Origin of the sequence: Pseudomonas sp. PDM09, from assembly GCF_014852305.1 — a bacterium.
GTDB lineage: Bacteria > Pseudomonadota > Gammaproteobacteria > Pseudomonadales > Pseudomonadaceae > Aquipseudomonas.
The window spans coordinates 303,034-325,178 of sequence record NZ_JACVBI010000003.1; the positions used below are offsets into that span (position 1 = coordinate 303,034).

At 58.9% G+C, this 22,145-nt stretch carries 23 protein-coding genes; 20 read left to right on the forward strand and 3 right to left on the reverse strand.

The annotated features are described in order from the left end of the window. Nucleotides 1-4 precede the first annotated feature (4 nt). Nucleotides 5-3,199 (reverse strand): ribonuclease E, encoded by a 3,195-nt coding sequence (rne, locus tag IB250_RS10045; protein ID WP_192343991.1) that lies wholly within the window; start codon nucleotides 3,197-3,199, stop codon nucleotides 5-7. A gap of 700 nt (nucleotides 3,200-3,899) precedes the next feature. Between rne and rluC the strand changes: the two genes are divergently transcribed. Genes rluC through sppA form a run of 3 tightly spaced genes read left to right on the forward strand, consistent with a single transcriptional unit; the run spans nucleotide 3,900 to nucleotide 6,527 of the window. Then, nucleotides 3,900-4,862, forward strand: a complete 963-nt coding sequence (rluC, locus tag IB250_RS10050) for a 23S rRNA pseudouridine(955/2504/2580) synthase RluC (RefSeq protein ID WP_008014368.1) — start codon at nucleotides 3,900-3,902, stop codon at nucleotides 4,860-4,862. Further along, nucleotides 4,849-5,511, forward strand: a complete 663-nt coding sequence (locus IB250_RS10055) for an HAD-IA family hydrolase (RefSeq protein WP_192343992.1) — start codon at nucleotides 4,849-4,851, stop codon at nucleotides 5,509-5,511. The genes rluC and IB250_RS10055 overlap by 14 nt, the downstream gene beginning before the upstream one ends. Before the next feature lie 26 nt (nucleotides 5,512-5,537). After that, the gene (gene sppA, locus IB250_RS10060) at nucleotides 5,538-6,527 is read left to right on the forward strand and encodes a signal peptide peptidase SppA (RefSeq protein WP_192343993.1); all 990 of its coding nucleotides are present in this window, start codon (nucleotides 5,538-5,540) and stop codon (nucleotides 6,525-6,527) included. A gap of 149 nt (nucleotides 6,528-6,676) precedes the next feature. Here sppA and IB250_RS10065 read toward each other — a convergent pair whose 3' ends face one another. Then, nucleotides 6,677-7,255 (reverse strand): Maf family protein, encoded by a 579-nt coding sequence (locus IB250_RS10065; protein ID WP_192343994.1) that lies wholly within the window; start codon nucleotides 7,253-7,255, stop codon nucleotides 6,677-6,679. A gap of 104 nt (nucleotides 7,256-7,359) precedes the next feature. Between IB250_RS10065 and IB250_RS10070 the strand changes: the two genes are divergently transcribed. From IB250_RS10070 to IB250_RS10150, 17 genes are all read left to right on the forward strand, one after another. After that, nucleotides 7,360-7,887: a YceD family protein gene (locus IB250_RS10070; RefSeq protein WP_004371317.1), complete on the forward strand. Its 528-nt coding sequence runs from the start codon at nucleotides 7,360-7,362 to the stop codon at nucleotides 7,885-7,887. Between the two features lie 13 nt (nucleotides 7,888-7,900). Next, entirely contained in the window at nucleotides 7,901-8,083 is a 183-nt protein-coding gene (rpmF, locus tag IB250_RS10075) for a 50S ribosomal protein L32 (protein ID WP_003179396.1), read from the forward strand. Between the two features lie 4 nt (nucleotides 8,084-8,087). Beyond that, the gene (gene plsX / locus IB250_RS10080; protein WP_192343995.1) at nucleotides 8,088-9,098 is read left to right on the forward strand and encodes a phosphate acyltransferase PlsX; all 1,011 of its coding nucleotides are present in this window, start codon (nucleotides 8,088-8,090) and stop codon (nucleotides 9,096-9,098) included. Nucleotides 9,099-9,222: 124 nt separating this feature from the next. Then, entirely contained in the window at nucleotides 9,223-10,161 is a 939-nt protein-coding gene (gene fabD / locus IB250_RS10085) for an ACP S-malonyltransferase (protein ID WP_052964852.1), read from the forward strand. 16 nt (nucleotides 10,162-10,177) lie between these two features. Beyond that, the gene (gene fabG, locus IB250_RS10090) at nucleotides 10,178-10,921 is read left to right on the forward strand and encodes a 3-oxoacyl-ACP reductase FabG (RefSeq protein ID WP_192343996.1); all 744 of its coding nucleotides are present in this window, start codon (nucleotides 10,178-10,180) and stop codon (nucleotides 10,919-10,921) included. A 191-nt stretch (nucleotides 10,922-11,112) separates the two neighbouring features. Next, nucleotides 11,113-11,349 carry an acyl carrier protein gene (acpP, locus tag IB250_RS10095; RefSeq protein WP_003175607.1) on the forward strand — a complete coding sequence of 79 codons (237 nt, stop codon included), beginning with the start codon at nucleotides 11,113-11,115 and terminating at the stop codon, nucleotides 11,347-11,349. Nucleotides 11,350-11,457: 108 nt separating this feature from the next. After that, nucleotides 11,458-12,702 (forward strand): beta-ketoacyl-ACP synthase II, encoded by a 1,245-nt coding sequence (gene fabF, locus IB250_RS10100; protein ID WP_008067780.1) that lies wholly within the window; start codon nucleotides 11,458-11,460, stop codon nucleotides 12,700-12,702. Then, nucleotides 12,702-13,517 (forward strand): aminodeoxychorismate lyase, encoded by an 816-nt coding sequence (pabC, locus tag IB250_RS10105; protein ID WP_192343997.1) that lies wholly within the window; start codon nucleotides 12,702-12,704, stop codon nucleotides 13,515-13,517. Before fabF ends, pabC begins: the two co-directional genes overlap by 1 nt. A 3-nt stretch (nucleotides 13,518-13,520) precedes the next feature. Next, the gene (gene mltG / locus IB250_RS10110; protein WP_192343998.1) at nucleotides 13,521-14,747 is read left to right on the forward strand and encodes an endolytic transglycosylase MltG; all 1,227 of its coding nucleotides are present in this window, start codon (nucleotides 13,521-13,523) and stop codon (nucleotides 14,745-14,747) included. Nucleotides 14,748-14,766: 19 nt separating this feature from the next. Continuing rightward, a complete protein-coding gene (tmk, locus tag IB250_RS10115) occupies nucleotides 14,767-15,399 on the forward strand; it encodes a dTMP kinase (protein ID WP_008067785.1) in 633 nt (210 codons plus the stop codon). Beyond that, on the forward strand, nucleotides 15,392-16,378 hold the full coding sequence (locus tag IB250_RS10120; RefSeq protein WP_008067787.1) for a DNA polymerase III subunit delta': 987 nt from the start codon (nucleotides 15,392-15,394) through the stop codon (nucleotides 16,376-16,378). The genes tmk and IB250_RS10120 overlap by 8 nt, the downstream gene beginning before the upstream one ends. A 43-nt stretch (nucleotides 16,379-16,421) precedes the next feature. Beyond that, a complete protein-coding gene (locus IB250_RS10125; protein ID WP_008014345.1) occupies nucleotides 16,422-16,778 on the forward strand; it encodes a PilZ domain-containing protein in 357 nt (118 codons plus the stop codon). A gap of 14 nt (nucleotides 16,779-16,792) precedes the next feature. Continuing rightward, the gene (locus tag IB250_RS10130; protein ID WP_123494576.1) at nucleotides 16,793-17,584 is read left to right on the forward strand and encodes a TatD family hydrolase; all 792 of its coding nucleotides are present in this window, start codon (nucleotides 16,793-16,795) and stop codon (nucleotides 17,582-17,584) included. A gap of 383 nt (nucleotides 17,585-17,967) precedes the next feature. Continuing rightward, on the forward strand, nucleotides 17,968-18,606 hold the full coding sequence (locus IB250_RS10135; protein WP_008067794.1) for a TetR/AcrR family transcriptional regulator: 639 nt from the start codon (nucleotides 17,968-17,970) through the stop codon (nucleotides 18,604-18,606). Nucleotides 18,607-18,745: 139 nt separating this feature from the next. Then, complete coding sequence (locus IB250_RS10140) at nucleotides 18,746-19,714, forward strand: GTP 3',8-cyclase MoaA (protein ID WP_192343999.1); 969 nt, start codon at nucleotides 18,746-18,748, stop codon at nucleotides 19,712-19,714. Nucleotides 19,715-19,931: 217 nt separating this feature from the next. Next, nucleotides 19,932-20,537, forward strand: a complete 606-nt coding sequence (locus IB250_RS10145; RefSeq protein ID WP_192344000.1) for a DUF4823 domain-containing protein — start codon at nucleotides 19,932-19,934, stop codon at nucleotides 20,535-20,537. A 16-nt stretch (nucleotides 20,538-20,553) separates the two neighbouring features. Further along, nucleotides 20,554-21,114: a DUF1285 domain-containing protein gene (locus tag IB250_RS10150; protein ID WP_192344001.1), complete on the forward strand. Its 561-nt coding sequence runs from the start codon at nucleotides 20,554-20,556 to the stop codon at nucleotides 21,112-21,114. A 59-nt stretch (nucleotides 21,115-21,173) separates the two neighbouring features. Here IB250_RS10150 and IB250_RS10155 read toward each other — a convergent pair whose 3' ends face one another. After that, a complete protein-coding gene (locus IB250_RS10155) occupies nucleotides 21,174-22,046 on the reverse strand; it encodes an esterase/lipase family protein (protein WP_192344002.1) in 873 nt (290 codons plus the stop codon). Between the last annotated feature and the right edge of the window lie 99 nt (nucleotides 22,047-22,145).

Sequence of the window (22,145 nt, forward strand, 5' to 3'; positions counted from 1 at the left end):
GGAATCAGGCGAGGGGTTTAGGCTCGTGCTCTTTTTCCTGGGCTTGCTCGTGTTGCTCCACCGCTTCCTGAACGGAGCGCGGTGCTTCGTCGAACGCGGATTCAACCGGTTCGGCAGGGACTTCAGCGGCCGGGGCAGGGGCTGCCTCGACAACTTCAGCAACAACCGGGGCTGGCTCGGCAGCGGCCGGAGCAGCAGTGGCAGCCAGTTCGGCTTCCTTCTGCAGACGCTCGGCTTCACGCTTGCGACGACGTACTTCACGCGGGTCGTTCGGCGCACGGCCACTTGGGGTCAGAGCGCTGACAGGGGCGGCTTCAGCCACCGGTGCAGCCTCTTCGGCAACAACGGGCGCTTCAACAACCGCTGGAGCAGGCTCGGCAGCAGCAACCACTGGCTCGGAGACCATGGCTTCGGCAACCGGAGCTTCAGCGACTGGCGCTGGCGCTTCGACCGCTACAGGTGGCTCGGCAACCCAGTTGAACGTGGTTTGCTCTTCGCGAACTTCACGTGCCGGTTCAGCCGGCGCTTCAACCACAGGCTCGGTAGCAGCCACTGGTTCAGCGACGACGGCCGGCTCAGCGGCAGCTTCAACTTCAGGCTGGGCTTCACGAACCGGTGCCACTTCGATTTCCGGAGCAGCGGTGACTTCTACTGGTGTGGTTGCTTCAACGACTGGCGCTTCAACCGGAGCAGTTTCCAGCGTGGCGGCAGTGGCGCGTTCAGCTTGCTCGTTGGCTTGTGCTTCAGCAGGCGCGCTGATCACGGAGCTGGCAACGGCTGCGGTAACAGCCAGGCCGGCGGCCAGATCGGCAGCGCTTGGCGTTTCGGCGTTTTCAGCTGATTCGGACTCTTCCGAACCTTCGATCACATTGCCGTTGGCATCGCGTTGACGCTCACGACGGTTGCTGCGACGACGCTGGCCACGGGAGCGGCGGCGCGGACGATCGCCTTCGGCGCCTTCCTGACCGTCTTCCTGCAGTTGCTCTTCGTTGGTGGGCAACTCTTCTTCAGCAACGGCAGCAGCAGCTTGCTCGGTACGTGGCTGACGTTCTTCACGCGGTGGGCGTGGAGCGCGTTCTTCACGTGGCTGACGGGCTGGACGCTCTTCAGCGTTGGCAGCGGCGGCCGGAGCGGCATCCAGAGGCTCGCGCAGTTCACGAACCGGACGTTCTTCACGCTCGCCACGTGGCTTGCGATCTTCACGCGGGGCGCGCGGTGCACGTTCTTCACGAGGGGCGCGTGGTGCGCGCTCTTCGCGCGGAGCGCGTTCCTGGGCAACTGCTGGAGCTTCTTCGCGGGCTTCACGTGGCTCACGTGGTGCGCGTTCTTCACGCGGTGCACGTTCCTCACGAGGCTTGCGCTCTTCATCGCGGCGACCGTTACGGTTGCGGCTCTGCTGACGGCCGTTACGGCGCTCTTCGTTGCGAGCAGGGCGTTCGGTGGCTGGCTTTTCAACCACAACCGGCGCAGCAGGCTCTTCCTTGGTGGCGAACAGGCTGACCAGCGACTTCACCAGGCCTTTGAACAGGCTTGGCTCTGGGGCAACGGCCGGTGCAGCCACCGGCGTCGCGACGACTTCGGTCGGAACCGGAGCGTTGGCGCGGGCCGGAGCGGTCTTGACCGCGGCTTCCTGGCGAACCAGGGTGCGGGTCGCGGCGGCTGGCTGGACTTCTTCGACCTCGGCAGCGGCAGCGGCGATTTCGTAGCTGGACTGGCCGACCGCGGCTTCCGGGCTGTCATCGCGCAGGCGCTGAACTTCGAAGTGCGGCGTTTCGAGGTGATCGTTCGGCAGAATGACGATGCGGGCACGGGTGCGCAGTTCGATCTTGGTGATCGAGTTGCGTTTTTCGTTGAGCAGGAAAGCTGCGACCGGAATCGGCACTTGTGCGCGAACTTCGGCGGTGCGGTCTTTCAGGGCTTCTTCTTCGATCAGGCGCAGGATCGCCAGCGACAGCGATTCAACGTCACGGATGATGCCGGTGCCGTTGCAACGCGGGCAGACGATGCCGCTGCTTTCGCCCAGCGATGGACGCAGGCGCTGACGGGACATTTCCAGCAGGCCGAAGCGCGAGATGCGACCGACTTGCACGCGAGCGCGGTCGGCTTCCAGGCATTCGCGGACTTTCTCTTCCACGGCGCGCTGGTTCTTGGCAGGGGTCATGTCGATGAAGTCGATGACGATCAGGCCGCCGATGTCGCGCAAGCGCAACTGACGGGCGATTTCTTCGGCGGCTTCAAGGTTGGTCTGCAGTGCGGTTTCTTCGATGTCGCTGCCTTTGGTGGCGCGCGCCGAGTTGATGTCGATGGACACCAGGGCTTCGGTCGGATCGATAACGATGGAGCCGCCGGAAGGCAGTTCGACGACGCGCTGGAAGGCGGTTTCGATCTGGCTTTCGATCTGGAAACGGTTGAACAGCGGAACGCTGTCTTCGTACAGTTTGATTTTGCTGGCGTACTGCGGCATCACCTGACGAATGAAGGTCAGGGCTTCGTCCTGGGCTTCAACGCTGTCGATCAGTACTTCGCCGATGTCCTGGCGCAGGTAATCGCGGATGGCGCGGATGATCACGTTGCTTTCCTGGTAGATCAGGAATGGCGCGGAACGGTCCAGCGAAGCTTCTTTGATGGCGGTCCAGAGTTGCAGCAGGTAATCGAGGTCCCACTGCATTTCTTCGCTGCTGCGGCCAAGGCCGGCAGTACGAACGATCAGACCCATGTCGGCCGGGGCAACCAGACCGTTCAGGGCTTCACGCAGTTCGTTGCGCTCTTCACCTTCGATGCGACGGGAGATACCGCCGGCACGCGGGTTGTTCGGCATCAGCACCAGGTAACGACCGGCCAGGCTGATGAAAGTGGTCAGGGCGGCGCCCTTGTTGCCACGTTCTTCTTTTTCGACCTGAACGATGACTTCCTGGCCTTCGCTCAGGACGTCCTTGATGTTGACGCGGCCTTCGGGGGCTTTCTTGAAGTATTCGCGGGAGATTTCTTTGAGGGGCAGGAAGCCGTGGCGCTCAGAGCCGAAATCGACAAAGGCAGCCTCAAGGCTTGGTTCGATGCGAGTAATCCGGCCTTTATAGATGTTGGCCTTCTTCTGCTCGCGTGCACCGGATTCGATGTCCAGGTCGTAGAGGCGCTGGCCATCTACCAGTGCAACACGCAACTCTTCGGGTTGAGTTGCGTTAATCAGCATTCTTTTCATGTAGTACCGTCGGTTTCCGGGCTGCCGGAAACGGCGTTCGGCACACACGACTTCTCACGGTCGGTGTCAGGTGCGTCAGGAGTGGTTGGCCACTCCAGTGTCTAGCGAACCCCGGCCAATTGGGCCGGTGTCGCGACGTACGCGTCCTGCTTGCTGTGGCTACTTAAGCACTCAGTCAGGAGGAGGAATCAACCGGCGGCTGTGGACGAGATGAAGCGTCTTGATAAAGCCTATTGCTACACAGTCCAGCGGTTGTGCATCTCCACCCTACACGTATCCCTGATAATTCGGGTGCTGCCGCGCGCAGAATCCGCAGCGGGTTGGCATTTACCGTGAGCTCCGAAAGGGGAGGTCACGCATCATGGCTAATTTAGGCGGTGTTTCCGAAGCGTTCGCTCGGGGTCGTTCGCAGCTGACTGCACTTTGTGAACTGGCCGTGAATATTTGCTCGGAAGGCGAGTGAAAACTCTGCTTTGCGGCATGATTCAGGCCTTATGTCACCTGCGCTCGTTACAACTGCAAACTCTGCCGTTACGTAGCGAAAGCCCCGTAGGACGGCCTCTCGTCCTCGTGAATTGCGTTGGTCAGGGCCGGTTTTTGACCGTTAGTCCGCTGTCCAGGCCACTTTTGGCGGCGTTCGCGACTATAGCAGCAATGATTAAGTGCTTCAATTCCATAAAAAATTGTTATCATCCGCGCCATGACGACTACTGCCCCTTCGACCCCAGCCGTACAACTGCTGGAGGTCTCGCCGGAATATGCCGGCCAACGTATTGATAACTTCCTTCTCGCTCGGCTCAAAGGCGTGCCCAAGACCTTGATTTACCGCATTTTGCGCAAGGGCGAAGTGCGGGTGAACAAAGGTCGGATCAAGCCCGAATACAAGCTGCAGGCGGGCGATATCGTGCGCGTGCCGCCGGTTCGCGTGCCTGAGCGCGACGAACCCGTACCCTTGGCCCAAGGGCTGCTGCAGCGGCTTGAAGCCTCGATTGTCTACGAAGACAAGGCGCTGATCGTGGTCAACAAGCCTTGCGGCATTGCGGTTCATGGCGGCAGCGGCCTGACTTACGGAGTGATCGAAGCCTTTCGTCAGTTGCGTCCCGATTGCAAGGAGCTCGAACTGGTTCATCGTCTCGATCGTGATACCTCCGGCCTGCTGATGATTGCCAAAAAGCGCAGTATGTTGCGCCACTTGCACACGGCATTGCGCGGCGATGGCGTCGATAAGCGCTATATGGCGCTGGTGCGCGGCAACTGGGCGGCCTCGATCAAGCAAGTCCGGGCGTCGCTGGGCAAGAGTAATCTGCGCTCCGGCGAGCGCATGGTCGAGGTGGACGAGGAGGAGGGCAAGGAGTCTGTGACCGTGTTCAAGGTCCTGCGTCGTTTTGGCGACTTCGCTACCCTGATCGAAGCCAAGCCGATCACAGGTCGCACTCACCAGATTCGCGTCCATACTCTGCATGCCGGACATTGCATCGCGGGTGATACCAAGTACGGCGATGAAGGTTTCAGCAAAGAGATTCGTGATCTCGGCGGCAAGCGTCTGTTTCTGCACGCCTACATGCTGACGGTGCCACTGCCTGATGGTGGTGAGCTCAAGTTGCAGGCGCCGGTCGACGAGATGTGGGCCAAAACCGTGGAGCGCTTGAGTGCACCCTACTGATTACAAGCTGCTGATTTTCGATTGGGACGGCACGCTGGCTGACTCCATTGGTCGGATTGTCGAGGCAATGCATGTCGCGTCCGAGCGGTCCGGTTTTCAGCTGCGTGATGATTTTGCCGTCAAAGGCATTATCGGTCTGGGCTTGCCGGAAGCGATTCGCACCCTGTACCCCGAGATTGGCGACACCGAGCTGATAGCATTCCGTCAGCACTATGCGGATCACTACATTGCGGCGGAGGCCGAGCCTTCCCCGCTGTTTGAGGGCGTTGTCGAGTCTCTCGAAGCGTTTCGTGTCGAGGGGTATCATCTGGCAGTAGCGACCGGCAAGGCTCGTCGCGGGCTGGATCGGGTGCTGAAGTCTCACGGTTGGGAAGATTATTTCGATATCACCCGTGCCGCTGATGAAACCGCCAGCAAGCCCCATCCGCTGATGCTTGAGCAGATTCTCGCCCATTGTGAGGTTCGTCCGGAGCAGGCGCTGATGGTCGGCGATTCGTCGTTCGACCTGCAGATGGCGCGCAACGCGGGCATGGATTCGGTGGCGGTCAGCTATGGCGCTCAATCGATCGACGCCTTGAAGCTATTTGAACCGAAACTGGCCATTGATCGTTTTTCAGAGTTGCACGCCTGGCTGAGTCAGCGGGTTTAATTGGTTTTTTTGCTGGGGTGCATGGCATGACCGACGAATGGAAAGCGCCCGCCAAGGCGAGTGCGGAAACGGGTGACGAGAAAAGCTGGAAGCTGCTGGAAAAAACCTTGCTGGCTGGTGTGCAGGAACAGCGCCGGTCTCGTCGCTGGGGGATATTCTTCAAGTCGCTGACTTTTTTGTACCTGCTCGGCGCGTTGATTCTGTTATCGCCGTTGATAGGCATGGAGAAAGGCGCAAGCCTCGGCTCTGGCTACACGGCGCTGATCGATGTGACGGGCATGATTGCCGACAAAGAGCCGGCCAGTGCCGATAATATCGTCGGCAGTCTGCGTGCAGCCTTCGAGGACAAGAAGGTCAAGGGTGTGATTCTGCGGATCAACAGCCCTGGCGGCAGTCCGGTGCAGTCGGGTTATGTCTACGACGAGATCCGTCGTTTGCGCGGCCTGAATCCAGATACCAAGGTTTATGCGGTGATCTCGGATCTGGGCGCTTCCGGTGCCTATTACATTGCTAGCGCCGCGGATCAGATCTACGCCGACAAGGCGAGCCTGGTGGGTTCCATCGGTGTGACGGCGGCCGGTTACGGTTTTGTCGGGACCATGGAAAAGTTGGGTGTGGAGCGTCGTACCTACACCTCTGGGGAGCACAAATCGTTCCTCGATCCGTTCCAGCCGCAGAAGCCTGCGGAAACCCAATTCTGGCAGAGCGTGCTCGATACCACTCATCAGCAGTTTATCAGTAGCGTCAAGAAGGGTCGGGGTGATCGCCTTAAGGATAAAGAGCATCCAGAGCTGTTTTCCGGGCTGGTCTGGTCCGGCGAGCAAGCGCTGTCGCTGGGCTTGATCGATGGTCTGGGTAATGCCAGTTCGGTTGCGCGCGATGTGATCGGCGAGAAAGAACTGGTGGATTTCACTGTTGAGGAATCGCCATTCGATCGCTTCTCGAAAAAGCTTGGCGCCAGCGTGGCTGAGCATTTGGCGATGTGGATGGGCTTTCAGGGGCCGTCGTTGCGCTGATCTTCTTGCTGCATAAAAAAAACCGGCTTTTTGCCGGTTTTTTTACAGTCAAAAGATCGCAGCCTCGTTTCACTCGACAGCTCCTGCAAGGGAATACGCATTTCAATGTAGGAGCTGTCGAGTGAAACGAGGCTGCGATCTTTTGACCTTTAAGGTATCTGCATGCCTTCGGCCAGCAACATGTCCACCAGGCGAATCAACGGCAGGCCGATCAGGCTGGTGGCGTCAGGGCCTTCGGTGCTTTGAAACAGGCTTACCCCCAAACCTTCGGCCTTGAAGCTGCCAGCGCAGTCATAGGGCTGTTCAGCGCGCAGGTAGCGTTCGATGCGCGCTGCGTCGAGCGTGCGCATGTGTACGGTAAAAGGCACGCAGTCGACCTGGCAGTGGCCGGTCTGGCTGTTGAGCAGTGCCAGGCCGGTCAGGAAGGTCACGCTGGCGCCGCTGGATGCGAAGAGTTGTTCGCGGGCCTTTTCGAAGGTATGGGGCTTGCCGATGATCCGCTCGCCGAGTACCGCGACCTGATCCGAGCCGATGATCAGGTGGGCCGGATGACTGCCTGCCAGTGCACGGGCTTTTTCTTCGGCGAGGCGCTTTACCAGTTCGATGGCTGATTCGCCCGGGCGATGACTTTCGTCGATATCCGGCGAGCTGCACGTGAACGGCAACTGCAAACGGGCCAGCAATTGCCGGCGATAGGCCGAGCTTGAAGCGAGTAATAAAGGCAGCATGCGCATCTCCAAAGGGCAGGGGCGAATTCTAGCGCAGGCTCAAGTGACGGGCAGGGCTGAATTTCCTTTGACATGGCTGGGGGCATCCCTATAATGCTGCGCCTATGTTGAATGACCCGATTCCACCTCACGTTGACCCGCGCAAATTGGCTGACCGTGGCACCACCCTTCAAGGTGAACTGCTGCTGGCCGATTTGGAGAGACTCTGCGACCCGCTTTCCGATACTGTCGGTACGGTGCAGGCTAAATTCGTTTTTGAACGAGATGAACGTAAATCTGTGGTAATTCACAGCTTTATCGACACCGAAGTCAAAATGGTTTGCCAGCGTTGTCTTGAGCTGGTCACCCTGCCGATCCATAGCGAATGCAGTTATGCTGTGGTGAAGGAGGGTGCGAATACCCAGTCGTTGCCGAAAGGTTATGACGTGCTGGAACTGGGCGAAGATCCTTTGGATCTGCAGTCACTGATCGAGGAGGAGCTTCTGCTCGCCTTGCCCATTGTGCCTGCTCATCATCCGGAAGAATGCCAGCAGCCGGCGGGTCTCGATGAGCCCGAACCGAGCGAGGACGAGGTAACGCGGTCCAACCCGTTCAGTGTATTGGCGCAGTTAAAGCGTGACCCAAACGTTTAGGAGTTAATCAATTATGGCTGTTCAGCAGAACAAAAAATCCCGCTCTGCCCGTGACATGCGTCGTTCGCACGACGCTCTCGAGGCTAGCACCCTGTCTGTAGAAAAAACCACCGGTGAAGTTCACCTGCGTCACCACGTATCGCCAGAAGGCGTATACCGTGGCCGTAAAGTGATCGACAAGGGCGCTGACGAGTAATCACTTGTCCGCTCAAGTCATCGCGATTGACGCAATGGGCGGGGACTTCGGTCCCCGCAGCATTGTTCAGGCCAGCCTTGCTTGTCTGTCTGCTACACCCTCGCTGCACCTGACCCTCGTCGGTCAACCCTCCCTTCTTGAAGAACTGCTCGCCAGCCAATCGGCTGTGGATCGCGCGCGCCTGTCGATTACGCCGGCGTCCGAAGTCATCACCATGGACGAAAAGCCTGCCCAGGCCTTGCGCGGCAAACCCGATTCGTCGATGCGCGTGGCGCTGGAGTTGCTGCGAGACGGCAAGGCCCAGGCCTGCGTCAGTGCCGGCAATACCGGTGCCCTGATGGCGTTGTCGCGGTTTGTGCTCAAGACCTTGCCGGGCATTGATCGACCGGCAATGATTGCGGCCATTCCGACACAGAAGGGCTACTGCCAGTTGCTCGATCTGGGTGCCAACGTCGATTGCAGTGCCGAGCACTTGTTGCAGTTTGCAGTGATGGGCTCGGTCGCGGCAGAAACCCTGGGCATCGTTCGCCCGAGGGTCGCATTGCTGAACATCGGCACCGAAGATATCAAGGGCAATCAGCAGGTCAAACTGGCGGCCACCTTGTTGCAGGGTGCTCGTGGCATCAACTACATCGGGTTTGTCGAAGGTGACGGCTTGTACCGTGGCGAAGCGGATGTGGTGGTGTGTGACGGCTTTGTCGGCAATATCCTGCTCAAGTCCAGCGAAGGCCTGGCGACCATGATTGCCGGGCGCATCGAGGCGTTATTCAAGAAAAATTTCGCGTCCAAAGTGGTGGGTGCGCTGGCGCTGCCGCTGATGAAACGCTTGCAGGCCGAGCTGGCGCCGGCGCGACATAACGGCGCAAGTTTCCTCGGTTTGCAGGGAATTGTCGTGAAAAGCCACGGTTCGGCGGGGGTGCAGGGTTTTCAAAGTGCGATACAGCGAGCGCTGATCGAGATCCAGGAAAACCTGCCTGAGCGGCTTCATGGGCGCCTGGAAGATTTGTTGCCTTAGGCGTTTTCGTCGGACAATGCTTAAATGTGACCGCTCAGTTCAATGGGCCATCCAACTGTGAGTTTCTTGCGTTCCAGAAACGGGACGTCATTCTCCGACGACAAGATCATTAGGGGCTTGTTACATGTCTGCTTCCCTCGCATTCGTCTTTCCAGGACAGGGTTCGCAGTCCCTCGGCATGTTGGCCGAGTTGGGCGCGCAACATCCGGTGGTCCTCGAAACATTCAAAGAAGCTTCCGATGCTCTGGGTTACGACCTGTGGGCACTGACCCAGCAAGGGCCGGAAGAACAACTCAATCAAACCGATAAAACCCAGCCGGCCATTCTGACCGCCTCGATCGCCTTGTGGCGCCTGTGGCTGGCTGAAGGCGGCGCGCGTCCGGCTTACGTTGCCGGTCACAGCCTGGGCGAATACAGCGCCCTGGTGGCTGCAGGCAGTCTGAGTCTGGGCGATGCAGTGAAACTGGTAGAGCGTCGCGGTCAGTTGATGCAAGAGGCCGTTCCGGCCGGGCAGGGCGGCATGGCTGCAATCCTGGGTCTGGAAGACGCCGATGTGTTGGCCGCCTGTGCCGAAGCGGCGCAAGGCGAAGTGGTGAGCGCGGTCAACTTCAACTCCCCGGGCCAGGTAGTCATCGCTGGCGCCAAGGCGGCGGTCGAGCGCGCCATCGAAGGCTGCAAGGCACGTGGCGCCAAGCGCGCCATGCCATTGCCGGTCAGCGTGCCGTCCCACTGCGAATTGATGCGTCCGGCCGCCGAGCGGTTCGCCGAATCGATCGCAGCGATCGACTGGCAGGCGCCGCAGATCCCTGTGGTACAGAACGTCAGCGCTAACGTGCCGGCGGATCTGGAAACCCTCAAGCGCGATCTGCTTGAACAGCTCTACAAGCCTGTACGCTGGGTCGAGTCGGTCCAGGCGCTGGCGGCCAAGGGTGCGACCGAACTGGTTGAGTGCGGGCCTGGCAAAGTGCTGGCCGGTTTGAACAAACGTTGCGCCGAAGGCGTGTCGACCTCTAATCTCAATACCCCAGATGCTTTCGCTGCCGCCCGCGCAGCGCTGGCCTGAACAAGGAGAGGCTTGCATGAGTCTGCAAGGTAAAGTTGCACTGGTCACCGGTGCCAGCCGTGGTATCGGCCAGGCTATCGCTCTGGAATTGGGTCGTCAGGGTGCTATTGTCATCGGCACCGCGACTTCCGCTTCGGGGGCCGAGCGTATCGCTGCGACCCTGAAAGAAAATGGTATTCAGGGCACTGGCCTGGAACTCAATGTCACCAGCGACGAGTCCGTAGCGGCCGTGCTGGCGAGCATTCAGGAGCAATTCGGTGCGCCGTTGATCCTGGTCAATAATGCCGGTATCACCCGCGATAACCTGATGATGCGCATGAAAGACGACGAATGGCATGACGTCGTCGATACCAACCTGAACAGCTTGTTCCGTCTGTCCAAGGGCGTTCTGCGCGGCATGACCAAAGCCCGTTGGGGACGAATTATCAGTATTGGTTCGGTTGTGGGTGCCATGGGCAACGCAGGCCAAGTAAACTACGCTGCCGCCAAGGCCGGTCTGGAAGGTTTCAGCCGTGCACTGGCGCGTGAAGTCGGTTCGCGTTCGATTACGGTAAACTCGGTGGCCCCAGGGTTCATCGACACCGATATGACCCGTGAACTGCCCGAGGCGCAGCGTGAAGCCTTGCAGACGCAGATTCCGCTGGGTCGTCTGGGGCAAGCTCAAGAGATCGCGTCTGTGGTCGCTTTTCTTGCATCTGACGGTGCGGCTTACGTTACTGGGGCTACAATCCCGGTGAACGGCGGGATGTACATGAGTTAAATGTGACGGATTGCTTCAAAAAAATGTCATACGAGCTGTCTAAAATCCGTTATAAAGCTGCAATCTATTTATAGACAGAGGGTCGCCGGGTTTGAGGAGTGAAGCTTTCAGTTGAAAAACTGAAAAGTCTTTCTATACACTTACCCACCGGCCAGCTGCCTGAATTTGTCCATTAGGAGTGAAAACAAGGTATGAGCACCATCGAAGAGCGCGTCAAGAAAATCGTTGCTGAGCAACTGGGCGTTAAAGAAGAAGAAGTGGTCAACACTGCTTCCTTCGTTGAAGACCTGGGTGCCGACTCCCTTGACACTGTTGAGCTGGTGATGGCTCTGGAAGAGGAATTCGAGACCGAAATCCCTGACGAAGAAGCTGAGAAAATCACTACTGTACAAGCAGCAATCGACTACGTTACCAGCCATCAGGCGTAATAGTTTTTAGTCGTCGCTCGCTGTCATGGAAAAACCGCACTGCCATCCTGGCGTGCGGTTTTTTCTTTAGGCCTGATGCAAAGTCGTCATTTGAAAAAGGAGAGTGCTGTGTCGCGTAGACGCGTCGTAGTCACCGGTATGGGTATGTTGTCGCCACTGGGCACGGATGTGCCGAGCAGCTGGCAGGGCATTCTGGCTGGCCGCAGTGGCATTGGTCTGATCGAACACACCGACCTTTCTGCCTATTCCACCCGTTTTGGCGGCTCGGTAAAGGGCTTCAATGTCGAGGAATACCTGTCGGTCAAGGAAGCTCGCAAACTCGACCTGTTCATTCAATACGGTCTGGCTGCAGGTTTTCAAGCCGTGCGTAACGCAGGCCTTGAGGTCACCGACGCCAATCGCGAGCGGATCGGCGTGGCCATGGGCTCGGGTATTGGCGGTCTGACCAATATCGAAGAGACCAGCCGCACACTGCATGATTCCGGGCCACGACGGATTTCTCCGTTTTTCGTGCCTGGCTCGATCATCAATATGATTTCCGGTTTCCTGTCCATCCATCTTGGGGCACAGGGACCTAACTACGCCATCGCAACGGCGTGTACCACCGGTACGCACTGCATCGGCATGGCGGCACGCAACATCATGTACGACGAAGCCGACGTGATGATCGCCGGTGGTGCCGAGATGGCCGCGTGTGGTCTGGGCATGGGCGGCTTCGGTGCCTCCCGCGCACTGTCGACCCGCAACGACGAGCCGACCCGCGCCAGCCGTCCATGGGACAAGGGCCGTGATGGCTTCGTGCTGTCCGACGGTGCCGGCGCACTGGTGCTCGAAGAACTGGAGCACGCAAAGGCCCGTGGCGCGACCATCTACGCCGAGCTGATCGGCTTCGGCACCAGTGGCGATGCTTACCACATGACTTCGCCACCGGCCGATGGCGCGGGTGCTGCGCGTTGCATCACCAATGCCTTGCGCGATGCGAAGATCAATAGCGATCAGGTTCAGTACATCAACGCCCACGGCACTTCGACCTCGGCGGGCGACCTCGCCGAAGCCTGTGCGATCAAATCCGTGTTCGGTGATCACGCCTACAAGCTGGCGGTCAGTTCGACCAAGTCCATGACCGGTCACCTGTTGGGTGCGGCGGGCGCGGTCGAGGCGATTTTCAGCGTACTGGCGATCAACAGCCAGGTAGCACCGCCGACCATCAACCTCGATGAGCCGGACGAAGGCTGCGACCTCGACTTCGTACCCCACACCGCGCGTGGCATGGATATCGACGTGGTGCTGTCCAATTCCTTCGGATTTGGTGGTACCAATGGCTCGCTGGTGTTCCGCCGGTTCGCTGACTGATGGACAGCTGGGTCGACGGTCAACCGGCTGACGCTTTGTCGCTGAAGGATCGCGGCCTGGCTTATGGTGATGGTCTGTTCGAGACCATTGCGGTCAAGGGCGGGCAGCCGCTGCTGCTGGATCGACATCTGTCGCGTCTGGCGGAGGGGTGTTCGCGCCTGGCGATTGCCGCCGATCATCAACTGATCCGCGCGGAGCTGCTGGCCTATGCCGCCGCGCTGAGTGAGGGCGTGCTCAAACTCATCCTCACCCGCGGCGACAGCCTGCGCGGTTATGCCGCCGATCCCTCGGCTCAGGCTCGACGTATTCTGCAAGGTAATCCTCCTGCAACTTATCCGGCTATTCATGCGGAGCAGGGTGTTCGCCTGTTTCCGTGTGCGACACGGCTTTCCAAACAACCATTGCTCGCCGGCCTCAAGCATTTGAATCGTCTGGAGCAGGTCATTGCCCGTTCCGAATGGCAGGACACCGAGCATGCCGAAGGCTTGATGCTGGATCAGGTCGGGCGGGTGATCGAAGGCGTGTTCAGTAATCTGTTCCTGGTACGCGATGGCGTGCTGGTGACCGCCAATCTCAAACGCTGTGGCGTGGCGGGCGTGATGCGTGCCGAATTATTGTTTCAAGCCAAGTCATTGGGGATTCCCACGCAAATCACCGATATCACCCTCGAGCAGCTGCAATGGGCTGACGAGGTCTTTGTCTGCAACAGCGTGTATGGCGTTTGGCCGGTGCGCGCCTATGCCGCACTGAGCTGGCCGGTTGGGCCGCTCACCCGTAAACTCCAAACCATTGCCCGTGCGCTACTGGATGCTTGATTCGTGAGACGTAAATTCTTGCTGCTGCTGGAAACCGGATTGGTTCTGGCGGGGCTGTTGGCCGGCGCTTGCGCCTGGAAAATCGATTCGGCGCTGGAACAGCCGCTGAACATCGCCCAGGAAGAGCTGCTGGAAGTGCCCAAAGGCACTACGCCAAACCGCACCTTCCTTCGACTCGAAGCCGATGGCGTCATCAAAGACGCTTTCTGGCTGCGCGTGTATTGGCGCTTTAATCTGGCAGGGCAACCATTGCACAGCGGTGAATACCGTATGGTGCCGGGTATGACAGTCAATGGGCTGATCGACCTGTGGAAGCGCGGAGAAATGGTGCAATACAGTCTGACGTTGGTCGAAGGCTGGAATTTCCATCAGGTTCGCGCAGCGCTGGCCAAGGATGAAAAACTCGAACAGACCCTGAACGGTCTGAGCGATAGCCAAGTGATGGACAAACTCGGGCACAGCGGGATTTTCCCCGAAGGACGATTCTTCCCCGACACCTATCGTTTCGTGCGCGGCATGACCGACGCCGATCTGCTCAAGAAAGCTTACGACCGCCTCGATGAGGTCCTCCTCAAGGAATGGAACCAGCGCGCTGCCGACGTCCCTTACACCGAGCCCTATCAGGCGCTGATCATGGCCTCGCTGGTGGAAAAGGAAACCGGTGTGCCGCAGGAGCGTCGGCAGATCGCCGGCGTGTTCGTGCGGCGCATGGAGATGGGCATGCTGTTGCAGACCGATCCGACCGTGATTTACGGTCTGGGTGATCGTTACAATGGCAAGTTGACCCGTGCTCATCTCAAGGAGCCGACGCCTTATAACACTTACATGATTGCTGGCCTGCCGCCGACGCCGATTGCGATGGTGGGCCGCGAAGCGATCCATGCGGCGCTGAATCCGGCGGACGGCAACAGCCTGTATTTTGTCGCGCGCGGTGATGGCAGCCACGTGTTCTCCGATGATCTGGACGCTCACAACAATGCGGTGCGGGAGTTCCAGATCAATCGACGTGCCGATTACCGCTCCAGCCCTGCGCCGACTGTTATGCCGCCGACAGAGGATACCCAGGCGCCAATCCCGGCGGCTTCGCCCAATACTGCGCCCGAAGAAATGCCGCCAGTAGCGCCGCAAGACTCTGAGCAAGGCTCTGCACAAGAGCCTGCACAAGAGCCTGCACAAGAATCTGCGCCAGTACCCGAAGCGGATGCACCTGCGCCGCAAAGCCCGCAATGACTCTGACTAAGGACTGCCTGTGACTGGCTTGTTTATTACCCTGGAAGGCCCGGAAGGTGCCGGCAAGAGCACCAATCGCGAATACCTGGCCGAGCGTCTGCGCGCTGCCGGAATCGAGGTGGTGTTGACCCGGGAGCCCGGCGGCACGCCCCTGGCTGAGCGGATTCGCGACGTGCTGTTGGCGCCGGTCGATGAGGTCATGAACCCCGACACCGAGCTGCTGTTGGTGTTCGCCGCGCGAGCCCAGCATCTGGCCGAGGTGATCCGTCCGGCGCTGGCCCGTGGCGCGGTAGTCCTGTGCGATCGCTTTACCGATTCGACTTATGCCTATCAGGGCGGTGGTCGCGGTTTGTCGCTGGAGCGCATTGCGACCCTCGAAACATTCGTCCAGGGCGATTTGCGCCCGGACTTGACGCTGATTTTCGATCTGCCGGTAGAAGTGGGCCTGGCCCGCGCCAGCGCCCGCGGTCGGCTGGACCGCTTCGAGCTCGAAGGTCGAGCGTTTTTCGATGCGGTGCGCACTGCCTTCCTTGAGCGTGCCAAAGCGGATCCTGCGCGTTATGTCCTGGTAGATGCCGCTCAGCCGTTGGCACAGGTTCAGCAGTCTCTGGATGCCTTGTTGCCACGTCTGCTGGAGCTGACCCGTGGCTGAAGCCTATCCGTGGCAGGACAGTCTCTGGCAGCAATTGGCCGGCCGTGCCCAGCACGCCCATGCCTATTTGCTGCATGGCCCGGCCGGGATCGGCAAGCGCGCGCTGGCCGAGCGTCTGATGGCCCATTTGTTGTGTCAGCGCCCGACCGCCCAAGACGCCTGCGGGGAGTGCAAATCCTGTCTGCTGCTGAAGGCTGGCAGTCACCCCGACAACTACATTTTGGAGCCGGAAGAAGCAGACAAGGCGATCAAGGTTGATCAGGTGCGTGATCTCGTTAGCTTCGTGGTTCAGACCGCGCAGATGGGCGGGCGCAAAGTGGTGCTGATCGAGCCAGTCGAATCGATGAACATCAACGCCGCCAACGCCTTGCTGAAAAGCCTTGAAGAGCCGTCCGGCGATACTGTTTTGCTGTTGGTCAGCCACCAGACCAGCCGTCTGCTGCCAACCATCAAGAGCCGTTGCGTGCAGCAAGCCTGTCCATTGCCAAGCGAAGCCATGAGTCTGGCCTGGTTGGCCAGCGCTTTGCCGGATTGTGCGCAAGAAGAGCGCATCGAGCTGCTTACCCTCGCCGCCGGTTCGCCATTGGCCGCGGTCAAATTGCAGGCACAAGGCGTGCGCGAGCAGCGGGCTCTTGTGGTCGAGGGCGTGAAGAAGTTGCTCAAGCACCAGCAATCGCCGACGCAACTGGCCGAGGAGTGGAAAACCATTCCCATGTTGCTGCTGTTCGACTGGTTCTGCGACTGGTCGAGCCTGATCCTGCGTTATCAATTGACTCAGGATGAAGCTGGGCTGGGGTTGGCGGACATGCGCAAAGTGATTCAATACCTGGCGCAGAAATCCGCTCAGGACAAAGTCCTGAATATCCAGGACTGGATCCTCGCCCAGCGCCAGAAAGTGATGAGCAAAGCCAACCTCAATCCGGCATTGTTGCTGGAGGCGCTGTTAGTGCAATGGGTATCTTTGCCTACCCAGAAGTGACCGTCTGACACTAGACTCTGATCATCAGACAGTGGAGGTCAACATGAACGAACCCATCAGTCCGGGGCCGCGAAATGGCATTTTGTCCTTGACCATCAAGGACAGGGCCGTGCTCTACGCGGCCTACATGCCGTTCATCAAGAACGGTGGCCTGTTTATCCCGACCAACAAAAGCTACAAGTTGGGCGATGAGGTCTTCATGTTGCTGCACCTGATGGATGAACCGGAAAAGATTCCGGTCGCTGGCAAGGTTACCTGGATCACCCCCAAAGGTGCCCAGGGCAATCGCGCCGCCGGGGTTGGCGTGCAATTCAACGAAGGCGACAACACCGCGCGCAGTCGAATCGAAACCCATCTGGCCGGAGCCCTGAAGTCCGACCGCCCCACTCATACGATGTAAGTTGCAGCCCTTTTATGCTCGTAGATTCCCATTGTCACCTTGATCGCCTCGACCTCACCGCCCACGACGGCTCCCTGGATGCCGCGCTCGATGCAGCCCGTGCGCGCGGGGTAGGGCACTTCCTGTGCATTGGCGTCAGCGCCGATAACGCCGCCGACGTCAAAGCGCTGGCCGAACGTTACGACGATGTCGACTGTTCGGTCGGAGTGCATCCACTCGATGTGCAGCCGGGTGCCGCACCGGCGCTGGACTGGCTGTTGCACGAACTCAATCATCCGCGGGTGGTGGCGATCGGTGAAACCGGCCTGGACTATCACTACGAGCCGGAAGCGGCAGCGTTGCAGCAGGAGTCGTTCCGTCTGCACCTGCAAGCAGCGGGGCAGACCGGCAAACCGGTGATCATCCATACCCGTGGCGCGCGGGCCGATACCCTTGAACTGCTGCGCGAAGCGGCACTGCCTCAGGCGGGTGTGCTGCATTGCTTCACCGAAGACTGGGAAATGGCCAAGGCTGCGCTGGACATGGGGTATTACATTTCCTTGTCCGGTATTGTCACTTTTCGCAATGCCGATGCCCTGCGGGATGTGGCCAGCAAGGTGCCGGCTGACCGGCTGCTGGTGGAGACCGATTCGCCGTACCTGGCGCCGATCCCTTATCGCGGCAAACCGAACCTGCCGCAATACGTACGTGAGGTAGCGGAGTTTCTGGCCATGTTGCGAGGTGAGTCCTACGAACGATTTGCCGAGCAAACCACCGAGAATTTCAAGCGTTTGTTCCCGTTGGCGCACGTCAGGGCACCGGTGTAACGTTAGAAAAGATCGCAGCACCTACGGGCTTTGGCCGCTGAATCACAGGCAAAAAAAACCCGGGTTCTGGGGGGGGAATCCGGGTTAAGACCATTAGGAGTAAAACAAAGGCACGCAATCCGTTGGTACCTTCATCGGCGCGACACTTGGGGGAGATGCCTCGCCGACAGTTGAAGTATTGATCAGTATTGCGCCGAGTCCAGTTTAGCTGGTCGGGTTTTTAAACAAATTTGGAATACGCGCGCTTCGGTTGAGTTCTCATCAACCCTCGAGGTGGCGCGAATTCATCAAGAAACACATATATGGTCGGATGATCCGTGCATTTTGGCGTAAGTTAGGCATAATACGCGGCTTCGAATTTTGACCCCTACAGACCTTTTCTTATGCATAAAGAACCTCGTAAGGTCCGTGAGTTTCGTCGCCGCGAGCAAGAAATTCTCGATACCGCGCTCAAGCTGTTCCTCGACCAAGGTGAAGACAGTGTCACCGTCGAGATGATTGCTGATGCCGTCGGTATCGGCAAAGGCACGATCTACAAGCACTTCAAATCCAAGGCGGAGATCTATCTGCGCCTGATGCTCGATTACGAGCGCGATTTGAACGAGCTGTTGCATTCGGCCGATGTCGATAAGGACAAGGAAGCCCTGTCCCGGGCCTACTTCGAATTCCGCATGCGCGACCCGCAACGCTATCGGTTGTTCGATCGCCTGGAAGAAAAGGTGGTCAAGGGCAACCAGGTGCCGGAGATGGTCGAGGAATTGCACAAGATCCGTGCCTCGAACTTCGAGCGCCTGACCCTGCTGATCAAGGGCCGGATCAGCGAAGGCAAGCTCGAAGACGTGCCGCCTTACTTCCATTACTGCGCGGCCTGGGCTCTGGTACATGGCGCGGTGGCGCTGTATCACTCGCCGTTCTGGAGCAATGTGCTGGAAGATCAGGAAGGTTTCTTCCAGTTCCTGATGGACATCGGCGTGCGCATGGGCAACAAGCGCAAACGCGATACCGACACGCCGAGCAACTGAACCCGTCAGTTGCCTTGTTGCGCCATGATTTAGCTACATGGCGCAGTACCGCAGGAATATACTCAGGCATAGGGCTTGCTAAAACTTGATTTGTGAGTCAAGTTTTGCGTGTTCGAATCTTCTTTCGCCGGAGTGATCCATGATCGTTGACCGTCAAGGCAGGCGTTTTCGCAATTTGCGGATCAGTCTGACTTCAGCCTGCAACTACGCTTGTACCTACTGCGTGCCCAACGGCAAGCGGCTGGTGGCTGCACAGGATGAGTTGTCGGCCGAGGCCATGGCACGCGGCGTGGCCTACCTGATCGAGGCCGCGGGCATCGAGCGTTTGCGCATTACCGGTGGCGAGCCACTGGTCAGCCCCAAACTCGAAGCCTTCATGACCGCCGTCGGTCAGATGGGCCTGGCGGACATCAGCCTGACCACCAATGGTCAGTTGCTGGCGAAGAAGCTGCCACTGCTGGTGGATGCCGGCATTCGGCGCATCAACGTTTCCCTCGATACCCTGGATGCCAGCGCTTTTCGCAGTATTGCGCGCGGCGGTGATCTGGCGACCGTTCTCGACGGCATGGACCAGGCCGCAGTGGCCGGCATGAAAATCAAGGTCAATATGGTGCCGCTGCGTGGGCAGAACCTTGATCAGGTAATGCCGCTGCTCGATTATTGCCTGGAGCGCGGCTACGAGTTGCGCTTCATCGAGTTGATGCGCATGGGCCACCTGGCCAGCGACTCCAATGCCTTCCTGCAACAGTTCGTCAGCCTTCAGCAGTTGCTGAGCCTGATTGGCGAACGCTACGAGTACCTTCAGGCCGATGCGCCAGTCGATGCCACGGCGGTGCGTTACCAGATTCCGGGGCTGGGCCACTTCGGCGTGATTGCCAACGAAAGCGTTCCGTTTTGCCGCACCTGTTCGCGTCTACGCTTGTCGTCCACTGGTTGGCTGCATGGCTGCCTGTCGTCGAGCAATCGTCACTATGTCGGCGATTTGTTGGACAAACCTCGTCACCAGGCGCTGCCGGCCTTGCAGCGACTGCTGGTTAAAGCGTTGGGGGATAAGCAGGAAGTGGCGTTCTCCGGTGGCGCGACCATCATGAAAATCATCGGCGGCTGATCGGGCCTCTTCGCGGGCAAGCCTCGCTCCTACAGGTCATGTGTCGGTCGCGGTTTCTGCATCCGACAGATGTCCTGTGGGAGCGTGGCTTGCCCGCGATAGCCATCTTCCAGTCCCCCCAAAAACACCTGACACATTCCCTGTACATTGAGCTGGCGCGGAAGCTGCATCCCATGGCCATTCGCCGGTTTTCCGTCACCGGCCTCTGGAGGGTAGGATGCGTAGCCTGGTTTTGCTGCTGGCCGTTTTGGCGCTTGGTGGCTGCATGAATGTCAGCGATATGGCCGAAGGGACTCGCTACCACATGAGCGACGCCGGCCTGCTGGACCACAGCGACAGCCGTCGCGTGAATAACTTCCGCATTCAGCCGGACTCGTTCATCTACATCGCCCAGGGTGCCTTCGCGCCCCCGGGCAATGCCTACCCACGACCTAACGTGGTGGCCGAAGAGGCCTTCAACGGCTTTATCGAATATTTCCCGATGGTCCGCCGCGCCCGCGCGCCGGAAGGCCTCGACGCTGCCATGGGCGAAGCCCGTGCCGCCGGCGCCCATTACTTGCTGTACACCCGTTTCGCCAAGGCTGACGACCGCATCGGCAACTCGGACGAATGGCTCGACCAGGAACACGTGGATCGCCTCGGAATCGACAACGGCGTGATTCAAATCATGTTGATCGAGACCAGCACCCAGTATTTGATTGATACTGCACGTATCAAGAGTCGTGGCGGTTTACTGACGTTCCATGACAACAAGCCAGAAGACTTGCTGGGCCCGCCGCTGGAGCAATACGCTCGCAGCCTGCTGGGGCTTAGCGACCAGTAATTCAAAGGAGAACGCCATGAGTGGCCCGCAAAAAGCCAACGATCTGTTGGGGCAAATCCCCAAAACCAAAGGCTTGCCGCCGGTCCACTTGTGGAACCCCGACTTCTGCGGCGACATCGACATGCGCATCGCACGCGATGGCACCTGGTATTACCTGGGTACGCCGATCGGGCGCAAGCCGATGGTCAAGCTGTTCTCCACCATCATTCGCCGCGACGGTGATGATTATTTTCTGATTACCCCGGTCGAAAAGGTTGGCATCAAGGTCGACGACGCGCCGTTCGTGGCGATTGCCGTGGAGGTCGACGGCGAGGGTGAAGCCCAGGTCTTGCGCTTTACCACCAACGTCGATGAAACGGCCGATGCCGGCGCCGAGCACCCTATGCGCGTGGTGATCGATCCGGTGACTCAGGAACCCGCGCCGTACGTGCATGTGCGCACCAACCTTGAAGCGCTGATCCATCGCAATGTGTTCTACCAACTGGTGGAGCTGGCGGTGAGTCGTGAAATCGACGGGCAGCGTTGGCTGGGCGTGTGGAGCAGTGGCGAATTTTTCCCTATCGGGCTTGAGCCATAGTCGATTGAGCGTTGGCAACGAAACGGCCCGTTATTGCAACGGGCCGTTTTTTTTTGGGCTTACAAACCTTTGCTCTTGAGTCGCTCAGCATGTTCCAGATAGAGCCTCACCGGGCTCACGTTCCAACTGGTGATCCCAGCCATTTGGTTGACGGCGTCAAAGTGGTCCATCGGGTAATCCGAGCGAATCACTTTGCCCAGATGCGAGCTGTAGCGGCCGACCAGCCCATCATTGGCGCGCTTCTCTTTATAAAATAACTTCGATAGCACGACAGTATTCAAATGACTCGGGTCGAGTGGTTGCAGACTTTGGAAGTTCTGCACGATCCCGCTCCAGGAGTAGTAATACACGCCGTTTTCGATTTCGTTGCCTTCGCCGCCCCAAACCTTTGGCACCCCTTGCGGGTACTTGCGATTGAAGGCAGCCAATCCCGCGCTGGTCAGCGATTCGAATGCTGCTTCAGCATCAATCGGGTTTTCCGGATGGCCGCTGATCAACGAAATGAAGGTGCCGACCGCGCCAAACAGGGCCAGTACGAACGCTTCGGGCAACTCTCCGGGCGTCAGCGCCTTATGCAATTGGTCGGCAATCTCGGAGCCATGATTGGGGCAACTGACAGACGTGACCGACGCGACCTTTTCCGGGTGCAGAGCTGCTACGTAGCGTGCGGCCAGAGGGCCTTGGCTGTGGCCGATCAGATTGACCTTGGCAGCTCCCGTTTCCAGCAAAATGCGGTTGACGTGCTCGAGCAGTTTTTCACCGCGTTCCTCATTGCCGTTGACGGTTGGAATATTGACGGCAAACACCTGGGCGCCGGCGCGTTCCAGGGCTTCCTCGATTTCGAAGAAGTAGGGATAACCGGCGATTTTATCGAAGCCGAAAAGGCCGTGAACCAACACAATGGGGTACTTCGTAGACGCATCCATGTCCATGTTCATACCTATCGATAGCGGATTTGAAGGAGAACAGACCGCTGACTGCCCGATCTGCTGCGGCTAACCGTAGTTTACAAAGTGGATGGGATCAAAGCG

What these genes read in the sequence shown, in the direction of transcription:
- IB250_RS10135 (WP_008067794.1), top strand. Translation starts at nt 17,968, where the DNA reads ATGCATAAAGAACCTCGTAAGGTCCGTGAGTTTCGTCGCCGCGAGCAA.
- rne (WP_192343991.1), bottom strand. Translation starts at nt 3,199, where the DNA reads ATGAAAAGAATGCTGATTAACGCAACTCAACCCGAAGAGTTGCGTGTT.
- IB250_RS10140 (WP_192343999.1), top strand. Translation starts at nt 18,746, where the DNA reads ATGATCGTTGACCGTCAAGGCAGGCGTTTTCGCAATTTGCGGATCAGT.
- IB250_RS10155 (WP_192344002.1), bottom strand. Translation starts at nt 22,046, where the DNA reads ATGGACATGGATGCGTCTACGAAGTACCCCATTGTGTTGGTTCACGGC.
- IB250_RS10125 (WP_008014345.1), top strand. Translation starts at nt 16,422, where the DNA reads ATGAACGAACCCATCAGTCCGGGGCCGCGAAATGGCATTTTGTCCTTG.
- rluC (WP_008014368.1), top strand. Translation starts at nt 3,900, where the DNA reads ATGACGACTACTGCCCCTTCGACCCCAGCCGTACAACTGCTGGAGGTC.
- fabG (WP_192343996.1), top strand. Translation starts at nt 10,178, where the DNA reads ATGAGTCTGCAAGGTAAAGTTGCACTGGTCACCGGTGCCAGCCGTGGT.
- IB250_RS10070 (WP_004371317.1), top strand. Translation starts at nt 7,360, where the DNA reads ATGTTGAATGACCCGATTCCACCTCACGTTGACCCGCGCAAATTGGCT.
- IB250_RS10065 (WP_192343994.1), bottom strand. Translation starts at nt 7,255, where the DNA reads ATGCTGCCTTTATTACTCGCTTCAAGCTCGGCCTATCGCCGGCAATTG.
- IB250_RS10130 (WP_123494576.1), top strand. Translation starts at nt 16,793, where the DNA reads ATGCTCGTAGATTCCCATTGTCACCTTGATCGCCTCGACCTCACCGCC.
- pabC (WP_192343997.1), top strand. Translation starts at nt 12,702, where the DNA reads ATGGACAGCTGGGTCGACGGTCAACCGGCTGACGCTTTGTCGCTGAAG.
- acpP (WP_003175607.1), top strand. Translation starts at nt 11,113, where the DNA reads ATGAGCACCATCGAAGAGCGCGTCAAGAAAATCGTTGCTGAGCAACTG.
- IB250_RS10150 (WP_192344001.1), top strand. Translation starts at nt 20,554, where the DNA reads ATGAGTGGCCCGCAAAAAGCCAACGATCTGTTGGGGCAAATCCCCAAA.
- IB250_RS10145 (WP_192344000.1), top strand. Translation starts at nt 19,932, where the DNA reads ATGCGTAGCCTGGTTTTGCTGCTGGCCGTTTTGGCGCTTGGTGGCTGC.
- sppA (WP_192343993.1), top strand. Translation starts at nt 5,538, where the DNA reads ATGACCGACGAATGGAAAGCGCCCGCCAAGGCGAGTGCGGAAACGGGT.
- fabD (WP_052964852.1), top strand. Translation starts at nt 9,223, where the DNA reads ATGTCTGCTTCCCTCGCATTCGTCTTTCCAGGACAGGGTTCGCAGTCC.
- rpmF (WP_003179396.1), top strand. Translation starts at nt 7,901, where the DNA reads ATGGCTGTTCAGCAGAACAAAAAATCCCGCTCTGCCCGTGACATGCGT.